This is a genomic window from uncultured Campylobacter sp. (assembly GCF_938030145.1).
Lineage (GTDB): Bacteria > Campylobacterota > Campylobacteria > Campylobacterales > Campylobacteraceae > Campylobacter_B.
The window spans coordinates 47,891-65,341 of the sequence record NZ_CALHGM010000009.1 but is presented as its reverse complement, the minus strand read 5'-3'; the positions used below and the strand labels follow the sequence as shown (position 1 = coordinate 65,341).

The window sequence follows — 17,451 nt, the reverse complement described above, 5'->3', positions numbered from 1 at the left end:
TTTAGGCAAACAGATAATTCTTTTTGATGTAGTCGATATTTATATTTTTCTGCAAAAAATACTCTTTGATATCGTTGTAAATTTTATCGTTGTAGATATAGATAAGATAATATCTTGGTAAAATATTGTGATATCCGGGGTTGGTCGTAGGTTCGGCGACCCTTATAAACGGCATAGCTCTAAAGCCTTTGAGGTTTTTATTCATTGATAGATAAAATATAAAATTTAAGAAAAATCCCCATAGGTAGATAAAAAATATTATCTTCAAAAGCTCCCATTTTAAAGCTATGAGCCCCATTATCATAAGAGATAAATTGCAGATATACTGCAAAATTTCTGAGCTAATAAATACGTCAATCGAAAAGCTCCTTCGCAGTTCGTCAAATTCTACTTTACAAAATCTCTTAACGACGCCGTTTTCGATAAATCCTATATATCTATCCGTAAACCTTATTTGTTGCTTGCTACGAATTAACTTAAAGATACATATCGCAATAAGAATTCCTAACATTACCAAATTCATAACTACGCCTTTTGGTGAACATAAAGATCCACATTCCATAAAATCCTCTATTATAGCTATCGTTAAGACTGAAAATAACAATACCAAATACCAAGCGATCGCAAAAAATTTTTCATAGCCGTTTATGACTAGCGGCTCTTTGTCGTAATCCCTGGGTTTTTGCTTATTAGAAATTTCCATTACTTTACATTCTTTTTATGAAATTTTGATTTATCGTAATGGTTTTTTCGCATAGCCTAATCTATTTTTACTTTGTGTCGCCATTACTTACTCCTTTGATTTATATAAAAATTTGCGGCTGGATTTTATCTAAATTTTTACCCGTTTTTAGTAAAAAATAGGTTTTTAGCTCCTTGTATTCGTTGCTCGTTAAAATCGAGGCGTCGATAATGAAATGCTTATCGAAGATAATCAAACTATCGCCGCTTAGCATATCCAGTCCGAGCCCCAGCCCGTTTACTAATCTAAAAATCAGTAGCGGGAGTATGCTGAGCCCAAATGCTATCGGCACTACGAATGGGGCGATAGCGTAACCTTTAAAGTAAAAAACGGCGGACATCAAAACAAAATAAATTATAATGATGCTAAGTATAAGTTTTTTTGTAGGAATTGATGATTGAAATTCGGAGGAAGGCCCGAAGGTTCGCTTAATCTCCGCTATGTTTGATAGCTCTATCTCAAATAAGATCAAATTCTTCTTCGTAGAAAAATACTCTATCGCGGAATTTTTAAATTTAATATAGCAGGTTCCCAGCTCTTTTAGCCGTTCATTTAACTCTCCTGGACGTGGCGGCCTATATGGTGCAAAATGCAACAACACATCTAAGATGAATACAATCGGCAGATATAGCCTAATCATCTCTATCGAGTTGTCTTTTATGATTATCGGATATTTGTCGTAATCCCTAGTTTCGGTCTTTTTTAGCGTAGTGCTGATTTTAAATTTATCCAAATTTAGCTCTTTATAAATAGAATTTCAAAGTGTTTTATATGCTCTCAAATAGGGCGGTAGCGCGCAGGTGCGGCGGATAGTAAATTACCCACCGCAGTACGGCTCGTAAAATCGCGCTGCGTCGCGGGCTTATAAAATCGCAGCTCGCATAAACGCAGCGCAATGCTCGCAAAAGTAAAATTCGCGGCTTGCAAAATCAAGCCGCGGCATTCAAAAGCGAGCTTAAGCTTTTGGAATTCTGATCTTCTGCCCCGGATAGATGAGATTCGCGTCCTTGATAACCTCGCGGTTGGCATCGAAAATAATCTTGTATTTGTTCGCGTCGCCGTAGAATTTCTTCGCGATTTTAGAGAGGTTGTCGCCCTTTGCGATGGTGTAGTAGTTCTCGGCGCTATCCTCTCGAATGCCCTCGATTTGCACGTTTTTAATGCCTGCGGTGTTGCCCGCGATGAGGGCTGCTTTTTCGAGAGTTTCCTTATCGGCGTTGCCGCTGATTTTGACGGTATCGCCCTGTACCTCGACCTCTAGCCCCTCTACCGGCGTAGAGCTGAGATTGGTGGCGATCTCGTCTTTTACGTGCTTGGCGTCATCGCCTAGACCTAGTAGTTTCTTGCCTGCTTCGGCTACGAATGAAAGTAAACCCATTGTTTTCTCCTTTGGTTAAAGTGGCGAAATTTTATCTTAAATTTACCAACGATCAGCTTAGGCGCATATCCTTACGACTCCGCCCTAGCCCAGTGATGCGCGACCTATGGCGCTCACTCTATGCTGACGGGGCAGGTTCTTGGACCATCATCGCCGCGGCTACGCTAAATTTTTCGTCAGTAAATTTCTAGCGATCACGGCGCATACGATGCTAAAAACGACGACCGAATATGAGTTGATATTTAGCCCGCAAAATCCTGCACTTAGGGCGAAGGCGCAAAGCGGCGCGTTTAGGTTGATCGCTAAAAAGGCAGCCCCTCCGCAAACCCCCGCTGCGCTTAGGCTAATAGGTAGAATTTCGCCGATCGCAAATCCAACGCATAGCCCCAAAACTGCGCCCAGCGCGAAGCTTGGCGTTAGCGTGCCGCCATATCCGCCGCAGCGAAAGATCATCAAAATGCAAAATGCCTTGCAAAGCAAGATCGCAAGCAAATAGGGGCTGAAGGACGCGGAGTTAAAAGCAAACTGCGCTGCGGAGCGCCCGTTACCTAAAATTTCTGGTACGTATGCGCCGATCGCCGCGGTAAGTAAAAACGCAAGCGGCAGTGTAAGTGCGATTTTAAGGCTTTTTATGCGCAGCTTTTCGCACAAGCGCACCGCGTCTTGAAAGTATTTCGCCGCGACCCCCGTGACAAGTCCGATTAACGCTGCTGCGAGTAAATTCTGCGGGGTAGGGGCGAAGTTCGAAACTGTGTAATAAATTTCTTTTGAAGCTCCGAATTCCGCTGTAGCTGTAGCCACCGCACTAGTGGCAAAGGCGCACAAAATCGCTCGAGTATCGAAGCTTTTAAGTAAAATTTCTAGGCTAAAAAGCGCGCCCGCTAACGGGACGTTATATACAGCACCTAGTCCCGCTCCCGCGCCACATGCGACAAATAGCCGAAGCTCATCTCCGCCGATATTTAAGGTGCGGCAAATTTTAGCCGCAAACAAGCCACCTAGCTCGCGCGGGGCAGCCTCACTGCCTACCGGTGCGCCCATGGCGATGGCTGCAAGCTGCAAAACCGAGTGGATTAAATTTTGCCAAAACGGCGGATTTTGTCCCTCCATCATCGAAGCTACGTTTAAAAAAGGTTTTAGTCTTATTAGCAGAATTCTAATTAAAGTTACGATTGCGCCGGCTGCGAGGACGCTAAGAAAGCGCCTAAGCGCAGTGGTTTGCTCCGTGATAATGTGAAATTCCTCATCATTATGCCCGAAAGCAAAAGTTTCAATTTCGTTGATGCCGAAGTTTAAGAGCCCTGCGCAAAGCCCCATTATAACGCCTATCGCAAGGATCGCTAGAAAGAATTTAGTACTCAAAATATGCCTTTTTGAAACGCATAATTATATAAAATTTTAGCTTTAAAAAATCCTTACCGCGCGCATAAAATCAGCTAAAACGCGAGTAAAATTTAAAACAATGGCTAGGAATTTATATCATCTCTGCGAGTAAATTTTGCGCGAAATTCTATGAAGCTTAGGCAGGTTCGGAATTTTATTTACGTTAATTGCGCGAGTAAAATTTACGTAGATTTTATATCGCGCGTAGAAAATTTAGTAAAATTTCGCATCGCGCGGGAGGATAAAATTCTTTTTGAAATTTCTTGCCGCGAGGCCAGGCGAAATTCTACGTAAAATTTAAATATATCCGAGCGGGTAAAATTTTAAATTGAATAAGCGAGAGAATTTTGCAGAGGACGCGTGGGATTTCGCGCAGAATTCTAATTTGCGAAAGAGGGCAAAATTCCGCGTAGAATTCCTATCTGCGTAAGCGGGTGAAATTCGCGTTAAATTCTAAGCCGCGAGGCTAAGCAAAATTATGCGCGGAATTTTAATTTGCGTGAGTCATAGAAATTTTACGCCCGCGAATAAATTCGCTTAGGACTTTGCTATTTTTTCCAGATATCGTCATTTTTACCAGCTGCGGGCGCGCTTAGCTTTTTATCCAGAGCCGAAATTTTATCCGCGAGCTTTTGCGCGCCGCCGAAAATTTCATCTTTTTTCGGAAGCCCGAAGTGAAATTTCGAGCCTACGCTATCTCCGATGCTTGCAAGTAGCGATTTGGGCGCGTTTGCGATCGCGTCTTTAAAGATCGCCGCATCGATGCCGAGCTCGGCTAGGCCTTTTAACGCCCGCGCAGAGCCGATAAACATCGCGATCTTGGCGTCGAATAAATAATCGTTTGCTAGTTTTTGCGCGGCTGCGGCTGATTTTTTATCCACGATGATGAAGCGCGCGCCTGCGCCGTTTGCGAGTAAAATTTCATTTATATCGTTCGTAATAACGCTAAATTTTTTCTGCGCCTTTTGCGCCGCGGCGATGAGCTTGTCGTTAAATTTAAAGAGCAGATTGTCGTATTTGAAAACTTCGTCGCCGTTTTTGATGAGATACAGCGGCTCGTAGGGCACGAGCGCGTGGCCTAGGATGATCATTTGCCGCCCCTTAGTTTGGCTTCGCAGGATTTGCAAAGGCGCTTTTTGTCGCGCAGAGCAAGCTCGTCGCTGCTAAAGTACGTCCCGCACTCGTCGCACGCCAAAAGCTCGGTCGCATCGTCCTTTTTCTTTACGCGAAATCTAGGCACTATCAAAAAATATATGAGCGCCGCGATAACGGCGACGGCTAGAATTTTCCCCATTATTTCACCCCTTTGATCACTAAAAATTTTCTATTTTTCAAAGCGTTTTCGCCGCTAAAAATTTCGCAGCTCGCGCTTGCAAATTCCTTGCGGAGTTCCTCTGCTTCCGTCTCTGCGCCCGAGCCTTTGTAGAGTAAAAACGTCGTGTTTTCGTCGTAAAAGCCGCGGCAAATTTCAACCAAGCTTCGCGCGCTCATCAGCGCTCGCGAGCTTATCAGATCGGCGCGCAGCTTTGCGCCGTCTTGCACGCGCTCGGCGTGGATTTTTACGTTAGCTAGAGCGAGGCTAACCTTCGCGTAGGTTAGAAACGCCGCTTTTTTTTGATTTGGCTCAAACAGATGCCACTCGCACAGCGGCAGTGCGAGCGCCAAAAATAGCCCGGGAAAGCCCGCTCCCGAGCCGATGTCGCATGCAATGTGCGGGTAGCGCGGTATGAAATTCACTCCGCTTAGGCTGTCGCGCACCACCGCATCCAAATCATCGTAATTCGTGAGGCTATGGACGCGGTTAAATTTTTGCAGACAAGCTTTAAATTTAGCCACCTGCTCGCCAAAGCTCTCGCTCAGCGCAAGCTTCACAGCAGATGCCCCATCTGCTCTTTTTTGACGCGCAGATAGTTTTCATTAAATTTATTAGGCGTGATGATGATCGGCACGCGCGCGACCACTTCTACTTTCAGATCGTGCAGCTTTTGCGGGTTGTTCGTAAGCAGGTTTATGCGCGAAATTCCAAAATGAGCGAGTATGAAATCCACGATCTCGTAGGTTCGCTCGTCCGCTTTGAAGCCGAGCTGATGGTTTGCTTCGATCGTATCAAGGCCCCGGTCTTGCAGCGCGTAGGCGTTGATTTTATTAAAAAGTCCGATATTGCGCCCCTCTTGACGCAGATAGATCACCATGCCGCCGCGTGCTTCGATATATTTTAGGCTCGCTTCGAGCTGTTCGCCGCAGTCGCACTTTAGGCTGCCGATCGCATCGCCGGTAAGGCACTCCGAGTGGATCCGCACATTTACGACACCCTCCAAAGGTTGCTTAAATATCGCCAAATGCTCTTTGTTTCCTTGCTTGAACGACTGAACGCGGAAGCTTCCGAAACGGGAGGGGAGATTTGCGACCTCTGAAATTTTTATATCCATGCTTAAATTTACTCCAATTGTGATATTATGAATCCCGCAATTCTAGCTAAAAAAGGAAAAATAATGTTTAAACGATTTAGACGGCTACGAATAAACCCCGCGCTTAGGGATCTGGTGCGACAAACCGATCTGCAGACCCGCTCGCTGATCTATCCGCTTTTTGTCGTGGAAGGAAGCGGTATCAAAAAGGAGATCGCCTCGATGCCCGGCGTATTTCAGATGAGCTTGGATGAAATTTTAAAAGAGTGTGAAATTTTCATATCGCTTGGTTTGGATAAAATTTTGCTTTTTGGAATTCCTTCGCTAAAGGACAGTATCGGCTCGGACGCGCTAAGCGAGGACGGCATCATCGCGACTTCTCTGCGCGCGATAAAGGCTAAATTTCCAAATTTGCTCGTCATCACCGATCTGTGCTTTTGCGAATACACCGACCATGGGCACTGCGGCATCATCGATCATGTGCATCAGACGGTGGATAACGACGCGACGCTTGAAATTTCGGCGCAGCAAGCGCTCATCCACGCCAAAGCAGGCGCGGATATGATCGCGCCCAGCGGCATGATGGACGGCATTATCGCTACCTTGCGAGAGACGCTCGATCGCGGCGGATTTGAAAATTTGCCGATTATGGCGTATTCGACGAAGTTCGCCAGCGGCTACTACGGGCCGTTTCGCGACGTGGCTGAGAGCGCGCCGAGTTTTGGCGACCGCAGCAGCTACCAGATGGACCCCGCAAATAGATTTGAGGCGATCAACGAAAGCTTGCAGGACGAGGCGCAGGGAGCGGACATCTTGATGATAAAGCCCGCGCTTGCGTATCTGGATCTAATCAGAGACCTGCGGGAGCGCACGCTGCTGCCGATTTGCGCATATAACGTAAGCGGCGAATACTCGCTACTGCAGGCGGGCAAGAAGGCGGGCGTGATCGATTATGAGCGCGTGATGATGGAGACGATGATAGGCATAAGGCGCGCTGGCGCGGATATGATCATCACCTATCACGCCAAAGAGATCGCGGAAATTTTAAACAGGGGCTAGCGATGAATAAAATAGCACTCGAAATTAAAAGTAATGAAATGCAAGCCGTCTTGGATGCAGTGATGAAGCTAGCAAAAAAGATGAAATTTGAAGCTAAAATTTTACCCGTAAACGGGGATGAGTGCATAGAGAATTTCGACGAGCTTTCGAGCGCCGTTATTGCGAAACTGGATAAGCCGAGCAATAGGGCCGTTTTTGAGCGATTAAAGGATAAATGAAATATTTGACGCTAGTTTTTATCGGCGAATTCTATAGTTTTGGACGACGAGGAATTTTATGCAGCGATGGAAGACGTAGTCGTAAAGGTGGCTGCGGGCGATATGACGAAAGGTGATTTAAAAGAATTTTTTAGTAAATTTATAAAATATAAGGGAGATAAATGAGGCACTTTCTTACGTTAAACAATTTTAGCAAAGACGAGATAATCGAGATTTTAAATTTAGCGTTTGAGATTAAAAAAGAGGCTAAGGCGCGAAATTTTAAGCCGTATTTAAAAGATCAAAAATTAGCGATGATATTTGAAAAAAGCTCGACTAGAACGCGCGTTAGCTTTGACGTGGGGATGAACGAGCTAGGCGGACACGCGCTGTTTTTGAGCAGTCGCGACATCCAGCTCGGGCGAGGCGAGTCTATCAAAGACACTGCGCGCGTGATCTCGCGAATGTGCGATCTAATCATGGCGCGCGTAAATCGCCACGAGACGCTAATAGAGCTTGCGGAATTTAGCCGCGTGCCGGTGATAAACGGGTTAAGCGATAAATTTCATCCCGTGCAGCTGATGGCGGATCTAATGACGATCGTGGAGTGCGGCATCCCAATTTCAAAGATAAAAGCCGCGTACGTGGGCGACGGCAACAATATGACGCACTCGTGGCTTATGTTAGCCTCAAAGCTTGGCTTTGAGCTGCGAATAGCGACGCCCGTGGGCTACGAGGCCGATCCGCAGATACTGGCGCAGGCGCAAGAAAATGCTAAAATTTCAGGCGCTAAAATTTTAATAACGAACGATATAAAAGAAGCCGTAGCGGGCGCAAACGTCGTGACGACCGATACCTGGGTCTCGATGGGGCAAGAAGCCGAAAAGGAGCAAAGGATTCGCGACTTTGCGGGCTTTTGCGTGGATGAAAGCTTAATGGCTCTGGCTGAAAAAAACGCGATCTTTTTGCACTGCCTACCGGCGTACCGCGGATACGAGGTGAGCGAGGCCGTGTTTGAAACGCACGCGGATGAAATTTTTGCAGAGGCGGAAAATCGCGTGCACGCGCAAAAAGGCGTTATGGTCTGGCTGAATCAAAGAAGGTAAATTTAGGAGAAAGCATGGAAGAAAAAGAGAAAGCGTTAAAAAAGATCGACAAAGCGAGCGAATTTTTCGGGCTGGATAGTTCGAAAAGGACGGTTTTTGAAATTTCGCAGGGCGAGGACAACGAGAAAAAACTCACTTTAAAAAGTGGCTCGTGGAGCGACGAGGAGCCGTGGTTTGGCATCGACGAAAATAACAAAGTGCACACGATGATCTCGATAAAATCGCTTGCAAATCTCATCGCCGCGACCAAAAACGCGATGCAGGAAAATTTTAATCTCAAGCTTGAGCGCTCGATCTTGCAGCATACGCCGGTGGATTTCGGCGACGCGTGGATCGTGTGTATGGACGAGATCAGAAGGCTTACGGGCGCAAATCCGAGTGCAAAAAGATTAAGCTTAGACGTCGATGCCGTCGTCTCACGCGTAAAAAGCCTGCATCCAAACCTTTTCATCGACATCGAAGAGCTTATCAAAACCAAGGCGGGCGGCCGTGAATAGCATAGACTTCGACGCTTATGCGAAATTTTCGCGCCCTGGACCGCGCTACACGAGCTATCCGACCGCTTTGGAATTTAGTGAAAACTTCAGTTACGACGGGTATTTGAACGAACTGAAAAATCAGAAAAGCTCTACGCCGCTGTCGCTTTACTTTCACATGCCGTTTTGCCGCTCCGCCTGTTATTTTTGCGGCTGCAACGTAATATACACGGGCAAGCGCGACAAGATGGATCGGTATTTGGACTATATCGAGCGCGAAATGCAAATTTTAAGCGGCGTTGTGGACGGCTCGCGCCAGGTCGTGCAGATGCACTTCGGCGGCGGCACTCCTACGTATTTTAGCGCCGAACAGCTCGCGCGCCACATAAAAAATATCAAAAAATATTTTACAAATTTTAGCCCCGAAGCCGAGATCAGCTGCGAGATCGATCCGCGGTTTTTAAACGCCGAGCAGCTAGACGTGCTCGTCTCAAACGGCTTTAACCGCATCAGCTACGGCGTGCAGGACTTCGATCCGCAAGTGCAAAAGGAGATCCACCGCATCCAGCCTTTCGAGCTTACGAGGGATGTCATAGCCATGGCGCGAGAGAGAGGGATAAAATCGATAAATATGGATCTGATCTACGGTCTTCCGTATCAGAGCCTAGCTAGCTTTAAGCACACGCTGGAGCTTGCGCTTTCGCTTGATCCGGACCGCTTTGCGATCTTTAACTACGCGCACGTGCCGTGGATCAAAAAATCTATGCGTAAATTTGACGAAACGACCTTGCCGGAGCCTAAAGTGAAGCTTGAAATTTTAAAATTTACGCACGATTTTTTAAGCGCGAACGGATATGAGATGATCGGTATGGATCACTACTCAAAGCCCGCCGATGAGCTTCACGCCGCGCTTAAAAACGGCTCGCTGCACCGTAATTTCCAAGGCTATACGACCAAGGGCGGCGCCGATCTGATCGGCATCGGGCTAACCAGCATCGGCGAGGGCGCACGCCACTACGCGCAAAATTTCAAAGATATGGACGCGTATGAAGCTGCGATCGATGCAGGCAGGCTGCCGTATTGCAAGGGCATTTTGCTAAATAAAGAGGATCTGCTGCGCAAAGAGGTGATTATGGGGCTGATGAGTAATTTTTGCGTTGATATAGAAGCGATAGAGGAGAAATTTAAGATAAAATTTTTCGAGCATTTCGGCGCGAGCCTAAAGCAGCTTGAGGCGCTAAAGGATTTCGTACAAGTCTCGCCGCATAGAATTTCCGTAACACCCACCGGCACGCTTTTGATCCGTAATATCGCGATGTGCTTTGATGAGTATATGGATAAAAATTTGGGCGAGAAACGCTTTTCTAAAACCGTCTAAGCGGCGCGGCTATGAGTAGGGCAAAGCTTGTAGCGTTCGATTTTGCGGCACTTAGCGAGCGCTGCGTAAAATGTGGTAAATGTATCCAAGTCTGCACGGTTCATGGCATTAACGGCGATGAAGTAACGAGCCCGCGCGGATTTGTGGATCTTTTGGGCGCTTACGGCAGAAATGAGCTAAAGCTTGATAAAAACACTAAGAAAATTTTTGAAAGCTGCTTTTTATGCACCAACTGCGTAGATATTTGCGGCGAGTCTTTGCCCATAGATACGGCAATCGAGAATGTTCGCGCGCGCATTGCGGAAAAATTTGGCATCGCGTGGTACAAAAAAGCTGCGTTTTGGCTGCTCGGGCACCGCAAAGCGCTGGATCTAGCAGCAGCGCTTGGATACGTGTTTCTTAGCTGTGGCTTTAAGATGCGAAAAGATACGCAAAGCTCTATGTCGCCTAGATTTGACTTGCCACTACTTAAAAAAGAGCGCTTGTTGCCTGCTCCTGCGAAAAAGAGCTTTATGAACTCGCACGCAGAATTTATCGACAACGGCGGCGAAAAAACTATCGGAATTTTTATAGGCTGCATGGCAAACTACGCTTACACGGGCGTAGGCGAGGCGATTTTACATATCGCGCGAGCGCTAAAGCTAAACGTAAATTTAATGAAGGAACAAGCCTGTTGCGGCGCCCCTGCGTATTTTACGGGAGATTTTGCAGCGGTTGAACGCGTGGCAAAATTTAATATAGCATATTTCGAAAAAGCTCTGCCTGCTCTTGATGCGATTATAGTGCCCGAGGCTACGTGCTCTGCAATGCTGCGGGTGGATTACGCGCATTTTTTTGAAAACGAGCCGCAATGGAAAGCCCGTGCGCAAAAGCTTGCGAGTAAAATTTTTATGGCGAGCGAATACTTTTATAAATTTACAAACTTAAGTGATCTTTTGATGCGCCGCGGCAAAAGGGCTTTAGCGATTACTTATCACGATCCGTGCCATGCCCGCAAAATGCAGGGTATTTGGAAAGAGCCGCGCGGCTTGCTCGCTCAAAACTACGAAATAATCGAGATGGATGAACTTAATAAATGCTGCGGATTTGGCGGTGTGACGATGCAGACCGAGCGTTACGAGCTCGCGCGTGAAGCAGGATTAGCTAAGGCGCGCGCAATGGCGGATTTACCCGTGCGCGTAGTTTCTGCCGAGTGCAGCGCGTGCAGGATGCAGCTAAATAACTCGCTTTCTTTAAGTGGCTCGCAGATGAGGTGCGTAAATCCGCTGGAACTCATCGCTGAAGCGCTTGTGGGCGAGGAAAATTCCAATGGATAAATTTTGCGTTTTAGAAGCTCCTGCATTTCGCCGTCTTTTTACTCAATTCAAATCCTGGGGTAAAATTCTGTGCTTTTTAAATTTTGATTTTTAAAAATTATGATGAAATTTTATCATTAGCTTGCAGAGGTTGTGGTCTACGCTTTTAAGCTTTCGGATATATCAGCCTGAAGTGGCGTGCGGTGCGAACCCATAGGCTTTGCTGCTGCGGTGGGATTGAGCAATATGATTTTAAATACTAAAATTTTGTAGTTTAGAATTTTAGCTGAGGGATTTGCGCAAAATTTTAAGGAGTTGAATTGTAAGATGGATTTTGGCAGAATTTTAATTTTACGTGGCATTATTTGAAGTTCTATGGAATTTGCGGCTAATGGCTGGAATTTTGATTTATTGATTTGCGCGGATTTGCTTGGCGCAGCAGGCTTAAAGCGCGAATTTTAAATTTCGTAAAATTTCAAATTAGTTACGCATGGGCTTCTTGCGCTTTGTGGTTTTGACGTTGGGGCAAAATTTCTTTCAAAAATGTCAAAGTATGCATAAAATATACTCACAATTTTCAGTACGAGATATTTGGCAAAAAGGCTAAGCTAGTGAAATCATGGATTTAAATTTAATTTTATTCTTGCTCTTTTGCGTCATCTTCAGAGTCCAGCTTTGCTTCTTCAATCAAAAGCCTGTTGGCTTCGGTAGCTTTTTTTATCTCGCTTAAGTTTTCTTCTATCTTATTTAGGCGCTTTTCAAGGGTATTTAGACGCTTTTCGGAGCGGGAGATAAAATAATAAATCAAATAAATCATAAAAACTATTATGATCCAAGGTACGATTTTCATATAAAATTCCTTAAAATTTAAAATTGCGCGCATTATAGCAGAAATTTTATGAAATTTTAAAATAGGCTGTTTTAGCCTTGACAATTGGGGATTTTTCGGTTATAATTGCCACTTCAATTTCAAAATGCTGGTGTAGCTCAGCTGGTAGAGCTACTGCCTTGTAAGCAGTGGGTCGGCGGTTCGATCCCGTCCACCAGCTCCATTTTTTGTAACAGTGTTTGACCAGATTTCATCAAAGGGTGAGATACTCAAGTGGCCAACGAGGGCAGACTGTAAATCTGCTGGCTTTGCCTTCCGTGGTTCGAATCCACGTCTCACCACCATGAATTTTTGATGCGGGATTAGCTCAGTTGGCTAGAGCATCAGCCTTCCAAGCTGAGGGTCGCGGGTTCGAGCCCCGTTTCCCGCTCCACCATTTAGGTTTACTGGGAGCTGTAAAACTTAACTGCTTTTATATGCTTACATAATCTAAATTTTGGTCGCATTGTTGGGTATTGGTAGCGATTTCTCTTTGCCTGAGTTTAGGCTCATATGGCTCAGAGGTAGAGCACTTCCTTGGTAAGGAAGAGGTCGCGGGTTCAAGTCCCGCTATGAGCTCCATAAAATAGAGTCGCTTAGTTTGTTGTGTAATCCACAAATCAATAACGGAGGATATGATGGCTAAAGAAAAATTTAATCGTAACAAGCCACACGTAAACATTGGTACCATCGGTCACGTTGACCATGGTAAGACTACTTTGACAGCTGCTATTTCTGCTGTTCTTTCCAGGAAGGGTCTAGCCGAGCTAAAAGACTACGACAATATCGATAACGCTCCAGAGGAAAAAGAGCGCGGTATTACTATCGCTACGTCTCACATCGAATATGAGACCGAGAAACGTCACTATGCTCACGTTGACTGCCCTGGTCACGCCGACTACGTAAAAAATATGATTACCGGTGCGGCTCAGATGGACGGCGCTATTTTAGTTGTTTCTGCTGCGGATGGTCCTATGCCTCAAACTCGTGAGCATATCTTGCTTTCTCGCCAAGTAGGTGTTCCATACATCGTAGTTTTTCTAAACAAAACCGATATGGTTGATGATCCGGATCTTTTAGAGCTAGTCGAAGAGGAAGTTAGAGATCTTTTAAAAGAGTATAAATTCCCTGGCGACGAGACCCCAATCATTAAGGGCTCTGCTCTTAAGGCTCTTGAGGAAGCAAAAGCTGGACAAGATGGCGAATGGTCTGCAAAGATTATGGAGCTTATGGATGCTGTTGATAGCTATATTCCAACTCCTGTTCGCGATACCGATAAAGATTTCCTTCTTCCGATCGAAGATATTTTCTCGATTTCAGGTCGCGGTACCGTTGTGACTGGTAGAATCGAAAAAGGTATCGTTAAAGTTGGCGATACTATCGAGATCGTAGGTATTAAACCTACTCAGACTACTACCGTCACTGGCGTTGAGATGTTTAGAAAAGAGATGGATCAAGGTGAAGCCGGCGATAACGTAGGTGTTTTATTGCGCGGTACTAAGAAAGAGGAAGTAGAGCGCGGTATGGTTTTATGTAAACCAAAATCTATCACTCCTCATACTAAATTTGAGGGCGAGGTTTATATCCTAACTAAAGAAGAGGGCGGACGCCATACTCCATTCTTTAATAATTATAGACCGCAGTTTTACGTTCGTACGACAGATGTTACCGGTTCGATTACCCTTCCTGAAGGAACCGAGATGGTAATGCCTGGCGATAATGTTAAGATCACCGTTGAGCTAATCGCTCCGATTGCTCTTGAGCAAGGTACTCGCTTCGCGATTCGCGAAGGCGGTCATACCGTAGGTTCAGGCGTCGTTTCGAAAATCATCGCTTAATTTTTTTGCAAGCGGAATTTTAAAATTCCGCTTGCTTTTTTATTCAAGGAAACCAAATGGCAAAGAATTCAAGTAGAGTAAAGGTCGGATTAAAATGCTCCGAAAGTGGCGATATTAACTATACTACTTATAAAAATAGCAAAACTACGACCGAAAAACTAGAACTTAAAAAATATTGCCCTAGATTAAAAAAGCACACGCTTCATAAAGAAGTCAAGTTAAAAGGCTAATTGTTATAGGGCAATAGCTCCAACGGTAGAGCGCCGGATTCCAAATCCGATGGTTGGGGGTTCGAATCCCTCTTGCCCTGCCACGAGGATTGGGTATGGAAAAAGTAAAAGAGTATTATAAACAAGCGAAAGTAGAGTTAGATAAGGTAATTTTCCCGACTAAAGATCAGACTAAAACAGCATATATCTCTGTAGTAGTCGTAGTCGTAGTTATCGCACTGTTTTTAGCGCTAGTGGATCTTATTATGTCCGCTTTGATAACTGCTTAAGTAAGGATCGTAATATGGCAAATAAATGGTATGCGATACAAACTTACGCCGGCAGCGAGATGGCGGTAAAGCGCGCGATAGAAGCGCTAAAGCAAGACGAAGCGCTTGAGGCTAAGATCGGCGAAGTGCTAGTGCCTACCGAAGATGTTATAGAGGTCAAAAATACAAAGCAAACCATCAAAGAGCGTAGCTTATATCCAGGGTATTGTTTTGCAAATTTAGATTTGGATACCACTTTATGGCATAGAATTCAGATGCTGCCTAAGGTCAGTCGCTTTATCGGCGAGGCGAAAAAGCCCTCTGCGTTACCGGAAAAAGATATCGAAATAATTCTAGAAAAGATCAATAATCGCGAGGCTCCTAAGCCGAAGATAAATTTCGAAGACGGAGAGACGGTTAGGATCGTCGACGGACCTTTTGCTAATTTCAACGGCATCGTAGAAGAGTATGATATGATCCACGGCAAGCTTCGCCTTAATGTTTCGATCTTCGGACGAAGCACGCCGATTGAAATTTCATATTCGCAAGTTGAAAAGATTATTTAAATTTTATAAGGAGTAAATTTATGGCTAAGAAAGTTGTTGGCGAAATCAAGCTGCAAATAGCGGCCGCAAAAGCAAATCCAAGCCCGCCGGTAGGTCCTGCGCTAGGACAAAAGGGCGTTAATATTATGGAATTTTGCAAAGCGTTTAACGAGCGAACCAAAGATATGGCGGGCTTTAATATTCCCGTTATCATCACGGTTTATGCCGATAAAAGCTTTACTTTCATCACTAAGCAACCGCCTGCGACGGATTTGATCAAAAAAGCGGCGAAGATAGATAAAGGTTCGGACAACCCTCTTAAAAAGAAGGTAGCATCCCTAACCAAGGCTCAGGTTTTAGAGATCGTCGAGAAAAAGATCGCCGATCTGAATACCAAAGATAGAGAGCAGGCTGCTAGGATTATAGCCGGTTCGGCTCGCTCTATGGGCATTACGGTCACTGACTAGACCTTTTGACCGCTAAGGTTTAAAAAAGCGGTAGCACTTTAATTGCGGAGAAATATATGCCAAAAAATTCAAAAAGATTCAATGAACTTTTAAAAAAAGTTGACGTAAATAAAATTTATAGCGTAGACGAAGCGGTAAGCACGGTAAAAACTCTAGCTTCTGCTAAATTTGACGAGACGGTGGAGATCGCTCTTAAACTAAACGTAGATCCAAGACATGCCGATCAGATGGTGCGCGGCTCGGTCGTTTTACCTGCCGGTACGGGTAAGAGTGTTCGAGTAGCCGTGATTGCAAAGGACGCAAAAGCTAGCGAGGCTAGCGAAGCGGGTGCCGATATCGTGGGCGCCGATGATCTAATCGAAGAGATTCAAAAGGGAAATATAAATTTTGACGTTCTTATCGCCACTCCAAATTTAATGGGACTAGTCGGTAAGGTAGGTCGTATTCTTGGTCCAAAAGGCGTTATGCCGAACCCTAAAACCGGTACCGTTACTATGGATGTCGCTCAGGCCGTTAAAAATGCTAAGGGTGGACAGGTAAATTTCCGCGTCGATAAGCAGGGAAATATCCACGCAGGCCTTGGCAAGGCGAGCTTTAGCAAAGAGCAGCTTTTAGACAATCTTACGACGTTTATCAAAACCATAAATAAGCATAAGCCAGCGACTGCGAAGGGTAGATACGTAACTCATGCATCGCTTTCACTCACTATGAGCCCTGCGGTTACGCTGGATAATCAAGAAATAATCGATTTAAAATAAAATTTTAAATTTTTATCTTAGATTGGAGATAGCTCAAGGTTTTTAACTTAATTGATCGAAATTTTAAAATTTCGATCGCTTGGCTTGAAATCACCGATCGGAAAGGAGACCTAATGACGAGAGACGAAAAATCAAAGATAGTAGCGGAGCTTGGCGAGGCTTTCAAGGCTAGCGAAGCTATAGTAATTTCCGATTTTAAAGGCCTTAGCGTTAAGCAGCTTGAAGATCTTAGAAATAGCGCGCGCGAAGCGGGCGTAAAGGTTCGGGTTATCAAAAATACCCTAGCTAATATCGCTTTAAAAAATGCCGAAAAAAACGGACTTAGCTTTAAAGATACCAATATCTTCTTATGGGGCGAGCAGCTTTCTGTATGCAAAGTAGCGGCTAAATTTGAAGAGAAAAATGAAATTTTTAAGCTTAAGACCGCTCATATCGATGGGGAAGTAGCTGGCATAGATAAGGTTAGAGCGCTTTCGAAGATGCCTTCGAGAGACGAGCTTATCGCGATGCTACTTCAAGTATGGAATGCGCCGATCCAAAATTTTACGATCGGCTTAAATGCGCTTAAGCAGAAAAAAGAAGCTAGCGCTTAATTAAAATTTAGGAGAATAAAATGGCAATTTCAAAAGAAGATGTTTTAGAGTATATCTCTAATCTTTCGGTGCTAGAGCTTAGCGAGTTAGTTAAAGAATTCGAAGAAAAATTCGGCGTAAGCGCAGCTCCGGTTATGGTGGCTGGCGGCGCAGGTGCAGGCGGCGCAGGTGCGGCAGCGGCTGAAGAGAAAACAGAATTCGACGTCGTATTGCTTGATGCAGGCGATAAGAAGATCAACGTAATCAAGGTTGTTCGCGCCTTAACGGGTCTTGGTCTAAAAGAAGCCAAAGACGCTACCGAGGCTACTCCGTCCGTTCTTAAAGAGGGACTTAACAAAGAAGACGCCGAGAAGGCTAAAAAAGAGCTTGAAGAAGCAGGCGCTAAAGTCGAACTCAAATAAATCGCGAAATTTTGAAATTTCGCATACAAATGTGTGCCGGTGCGCTGCATCGGCACTTCTTTCTTTAAAATACAACTACGA

At 45.0% G+C, this 17,451-nt stretch carries 24 protein-coding genes and 5 tRNA genes; 20 read left to right on the top strand and 9 right to left on the bottom strand.

Annotation, left to right across the window (positions count from 1 at the left end):
• Position 1 precedes the first annotated feature (1 nt).
• The 8 genes from Q0323_RS02440 to ribA all read right to left on the bottom strand — a co-directional run bounded on the left by Q0323_RS02440 (position 2) and on the right by ribA (position 5,932).
• Positions 2–703 carry a hypothetical protein gene (locus tag Q0323_RS02440; protein ID WP_298051144.1) on the bottom strand — a complete coding sequence of 234 codons (702 nt, stop codon included), beginning with the start codon at positions 701–703 and terminating at the stop codon, positions 2–4.
• A 100-nt stretch (positions 704–803) separates the two neighbouring features.
• Complete coding sequence (locus tag Q0323_RS02435; protein WP_298051142.1) at positions 804–1,475, bottom strand: hypothetical protein; 672 nt, start codon at positions 1,473–1,475, stop codon at positions 804–806.
• A gap of 222 nt (positions 1,476–1,697) precedes the next feature.
• Positions 1,698–2,120, bottom strand: coding sequence for a peptidoglycan-binding protein LysM (lysM, locus tag Q0323_RS02430; protein ID WP_298051140.1), 423 nt, complete (start codon positions 2,118–2,120; stop codon positions 1,698–1,700).
• A 159-nt stretch (positions 2,121–2,279) separates the two neighbouring features.
• Positions 2,280–3,482, bottom strand: a complete 1,203-nt coding sequence (locus Q0323_RS02425; RefSeq protein ID WP_298051139.1) for a chloride channel protein — start codon at positions 3,480–3,482, stop codon at positions 2,280–2,282.
• 569 nt (positions 3,483–4,051) lie between these two features.
• Positions 4,052–4,594 (bottom strand): hypothetical protein, encoded by a 543-nt coding sequence (locus Q0323_RS02420; RefSeq protein ID WP_298051138.1) that lies wholly within the window; start codon positions 4,592–4,594, stop codon positions 4,052–4,054.
• A complete protein-coding gene (locus tag Q0323_RS02415) occupies positions 4,591–4,797 on the bottom strand; it encodes a hypothetical protein (protein WP_291939433.1) in 207 nt (68 codons plus the stop codon). The genes Q0323_RS02420 and Q0323_RS02415 overlap by 4 nt, the downstream gene beginning before the upstream one ends.
• On the bottom strand, positions 4,797–5,375 hold the full coding sequence (gene rsmG / locus Q0323_RS02410; RefSeq protein WP_298051136.1) for a 16S rRNA (guanine(527)-N(7))-methyltransferase RsmG: 579 nt from the start codon (positions 5,373–5,375) through the stop codon (positions 4,797–4,799). The genes Q0323_RS02415 and rsmG overlap by 1 nt, the downstream gene beginning before the upstream one ends.
• A complete protein-coding gene (ribA, locus tag Q0323_RS02405) occupies positions 5,372–5,932 on the bottom strand; it encodes a GTP cyclohydrolase II (protein ID WP_298051134.1) in 561 nt (186 codons plus the stop codon). Before ribA ends, rsmG begins: the two co-directional genes overlap by 4 nt.
• A gap of 63 nt (positions 5,933–5,995) precedes the next feature.
• Between ribA and hemB the strand changes: the two genes are divergently transcribed.
• Genes hemB through Q0323_RS02370 form a run of 7 tightly spaced genes read left to right on the top strand, consistent with a single transcriptional unit; the run spans position 5,996 to position 11,443 of the window.
• Positions 5,996–6,970: a porphobilinogen synthase gene (hemB, locus tag Q0323_RS02400; RefSeq protein ID WP_298051131.1), complete on the top strand. Its 975-nt coding sequence runs from the start codon at positions 5,996–5,998 to the stop codon at positions 6,968–6,970.
• A gap of 2 nt (positions 6,971–6,972) precedes the next feature.
• A complete protein-coding gene (locus Q0323_RS02395; RefSeq protein WP_297913778.1) occupies positions 6,973–7,188 on the top strand; it encodes a hypothetical protein in 216 nt (71 codons plus the stop codon).
• 39 nt (positions 7,189–7,227) lie between these two features.
• Entirely contained in the window at positions 7,228–7,353 is a 126-nt protein-coding gene (locus tag Q0323_RS02390; RefSeq protein ID WP_298051129.1) for a hypothetical protein, read from the top strand.
• Complete coding sequence (gene argF, locus Q0323_RS02385) at positions 7,350–8,273, top strand: ornithine carbamoyltransferase (RefSeq protein WP_298051126.1); 924 nt, start codon at positions 7,350–7,352, stop codon at positions 8,271–8,273. Before Q0323_RS02390 ends, argF begins: the two co-directional genes overlap by 4 nt.
• Positions 8,274–8,287: 14 nt before the next feature.
• The gene (locus tag Q0323_RS02380) at positions 8,288–8,770 is read left to right on the top strand and encodes a DUF2603 domain-containing protein (RefSeq protein ID WP_298051124.1); all 483 of its coding nucleotides are present in this window, start codon (positions 8,288–8,290) and stop codon (positions 8,768–8,770) included.
• Positions 8,763–10,127 carry an oxygen-independent coproporphyrinogen III oxidase gene (hemN, locus tag Q0323_RS02375; protein WP_298051121.1) on the top strand — a complete coding sequence of 455 codons (1,365 nt, stop codon included), beginning with the start codon at positions 8,763–8,765 and terminating at the stop codon, positions 10,125–10,127. The genes Q0323_RS02380 and hemN overlap by 8 nt, the downstream gene beginning before the upstream one ends.
• 11 nt (positions 10,128–10,138) lie before the next feature.
• On the top strand, positions 10,139–11,443 hold the full coding sequence (locus Q0323_RS02370; protein ID WP_298051119.1) for a (Fe-S)-binding protein: 1,305 nt from the start codon (positions 10,139–10,141) through the stop codon (positions 11,441–11,443).
• A 616-nt stretch (positions 11,444–12,059) separates the two neighbouring features.
• Here Q0323_RS02370 and Q0323_RS02365 read toward each other — a convergent pair.
• Positions 12,060–12,272, bottom strand: a complete 213-nt coding sequence (locus Q0323_RS02365; protein WP_297882846.1) for a hypothetical protein — start codon at positions 12,270–12,272, stop codon at positions 12,060–12,062.
• Between the two features lie 126 nt (positions 12,273–12,398).
• Here Q0323_RS02365 and Q0323_RS02360 point away from each other — a divergent pair.
• The 13 genes from Q0323_RS02360 to rplL all read left to right on the top strand — a co-directional run bounded on the left by Q0323_RS02360 (position 12,399) and on the right by rplL (position 17,370).
• Positions 12,399–12,474, top strand: a tRNA-Thr gene (locus Q0323_RS02360).
• A 36-nt stretch (positions 12,475–12,510) separates the two neighbouring features.
• Positions 12,511–12,595: transfer RNA gene (locus Q0323_RS02355), tRNA-Tyr, on the top strand.
• Positions 12,596–12,607: 12 nt separating this feature from the next.
• A tRNA-Gly gene (locus tag Q0323_RS02350) sits at positions 12,608–12,684 on the top strand.
• A 113-nt stretch (positions 12,685–12,797) separates the two neighbouring features.
• Positions 12,798–12,872, top strand: a tRNA-Thr gene (locus Q0323_RS02345).
• 56 nt (positions 12,873–12,928) lie between these two features.
• On the top strand, positions 12,929–14,128 hold the full coding sequence (gene tuf, locus Q0323_RS02340; RefSeq protein WP_040304280.1) for an elongation factor Tu: 1,200 nt from the start codon (positions 12,929–12,931) through the stop codon (positions 14,126–14,128).
• A gap of 56 nt (positions 14,129–14,184) precedes the next feature.
• Positions 14,185–14,358, top strand: a complete 174-nt coding sequence (gene rpmG, locus Q0323_RS02335) for a 50S ribosomal protein L33 (RefSeq protein ID WP_005872634.1) — start codon at positions 14,185–14,187, stop codon at positions 14,356–14,358.
• Between the two features lie 7 nt (positions 14,359–14,365).
• Positions 14,366–14,441 (top strand) — tRNA-Trp (locus Q0323_RS02330).
• Between the two features lie 12 nt (positions 14,442–14,453).
• Positions 14,454–14,627, top strand: a complete 174-nt coding sequence (gene secE / locus Q0323_RS02325) for a preprotein translocase subunit SecE (protein WP_005872632.1) — start codon at positions 14,454–14,456, stop codon at positions 14,625–14,627.
• 14 nt (positions 14,628–14,641) lie between these two features.
• On the top strand, positions 14,642–15,172 hold the full coding sequence (gene nusG, locus Q0323_RS02320) for a transcription termination/antitermination protein NusG (RefSeq protein WP_298051116.1): 531 nt from the start codon (positions 14,642–14,644) through the stop codon (positions 15,170–15,172).
• Positions 15,173–15,192: 20 nt separating this feature from the next.
• Complete coding sequence (gene rplK, locus Q0323_RS02315) at positions 15,193–15,618, top strand: 50S ribosomal protein L11 (RefSeq protein WP_005872629.1); 426 nt, start codon at positions 15,193–15,195, stop codon at positions 15,616–15,618.
• A 56-nt stretch (positions 15,619–15,674) separates the two neighbouring features.
• On the top strand, positions 15,675–16,376 hold the full coding sequence (gene rplA / locus Q0323_RS02310; protein WP_291939398.1) for a 50S ribosomal protein L1: 702 nt from the start codon (positions 15,675–15,677) through the stop codon (positions 16,374–16,376).
• Between the two features lie 113 nt (positions 16,377–16,489).
• A complete protein-coding gene (gene rplJ / locus Q0323_RS02305) occupies positions 16,490–16,969 on the top strand; it encodes a 50S ribosomal protein L10 (RefSeq protein ID WP_291939396.1) in 480 nt (159 codons plus the stop codon).
• 20 nt (positions 16,970–16,989) lie between these two features.
• On the top strand, positions 16,990–17,370 hold the full coding sequence (rplL, locus tag Q0323_RS02300; protein WP_177386842.1) for a 50S ribosomal protein L7/L12: 381 nt from the start codon (positions 16,990–16,992) through the stop codon (positions 17,368–17,370).
• Positions 17,371–17,451 lie beyond the last annotated feature (81 nt).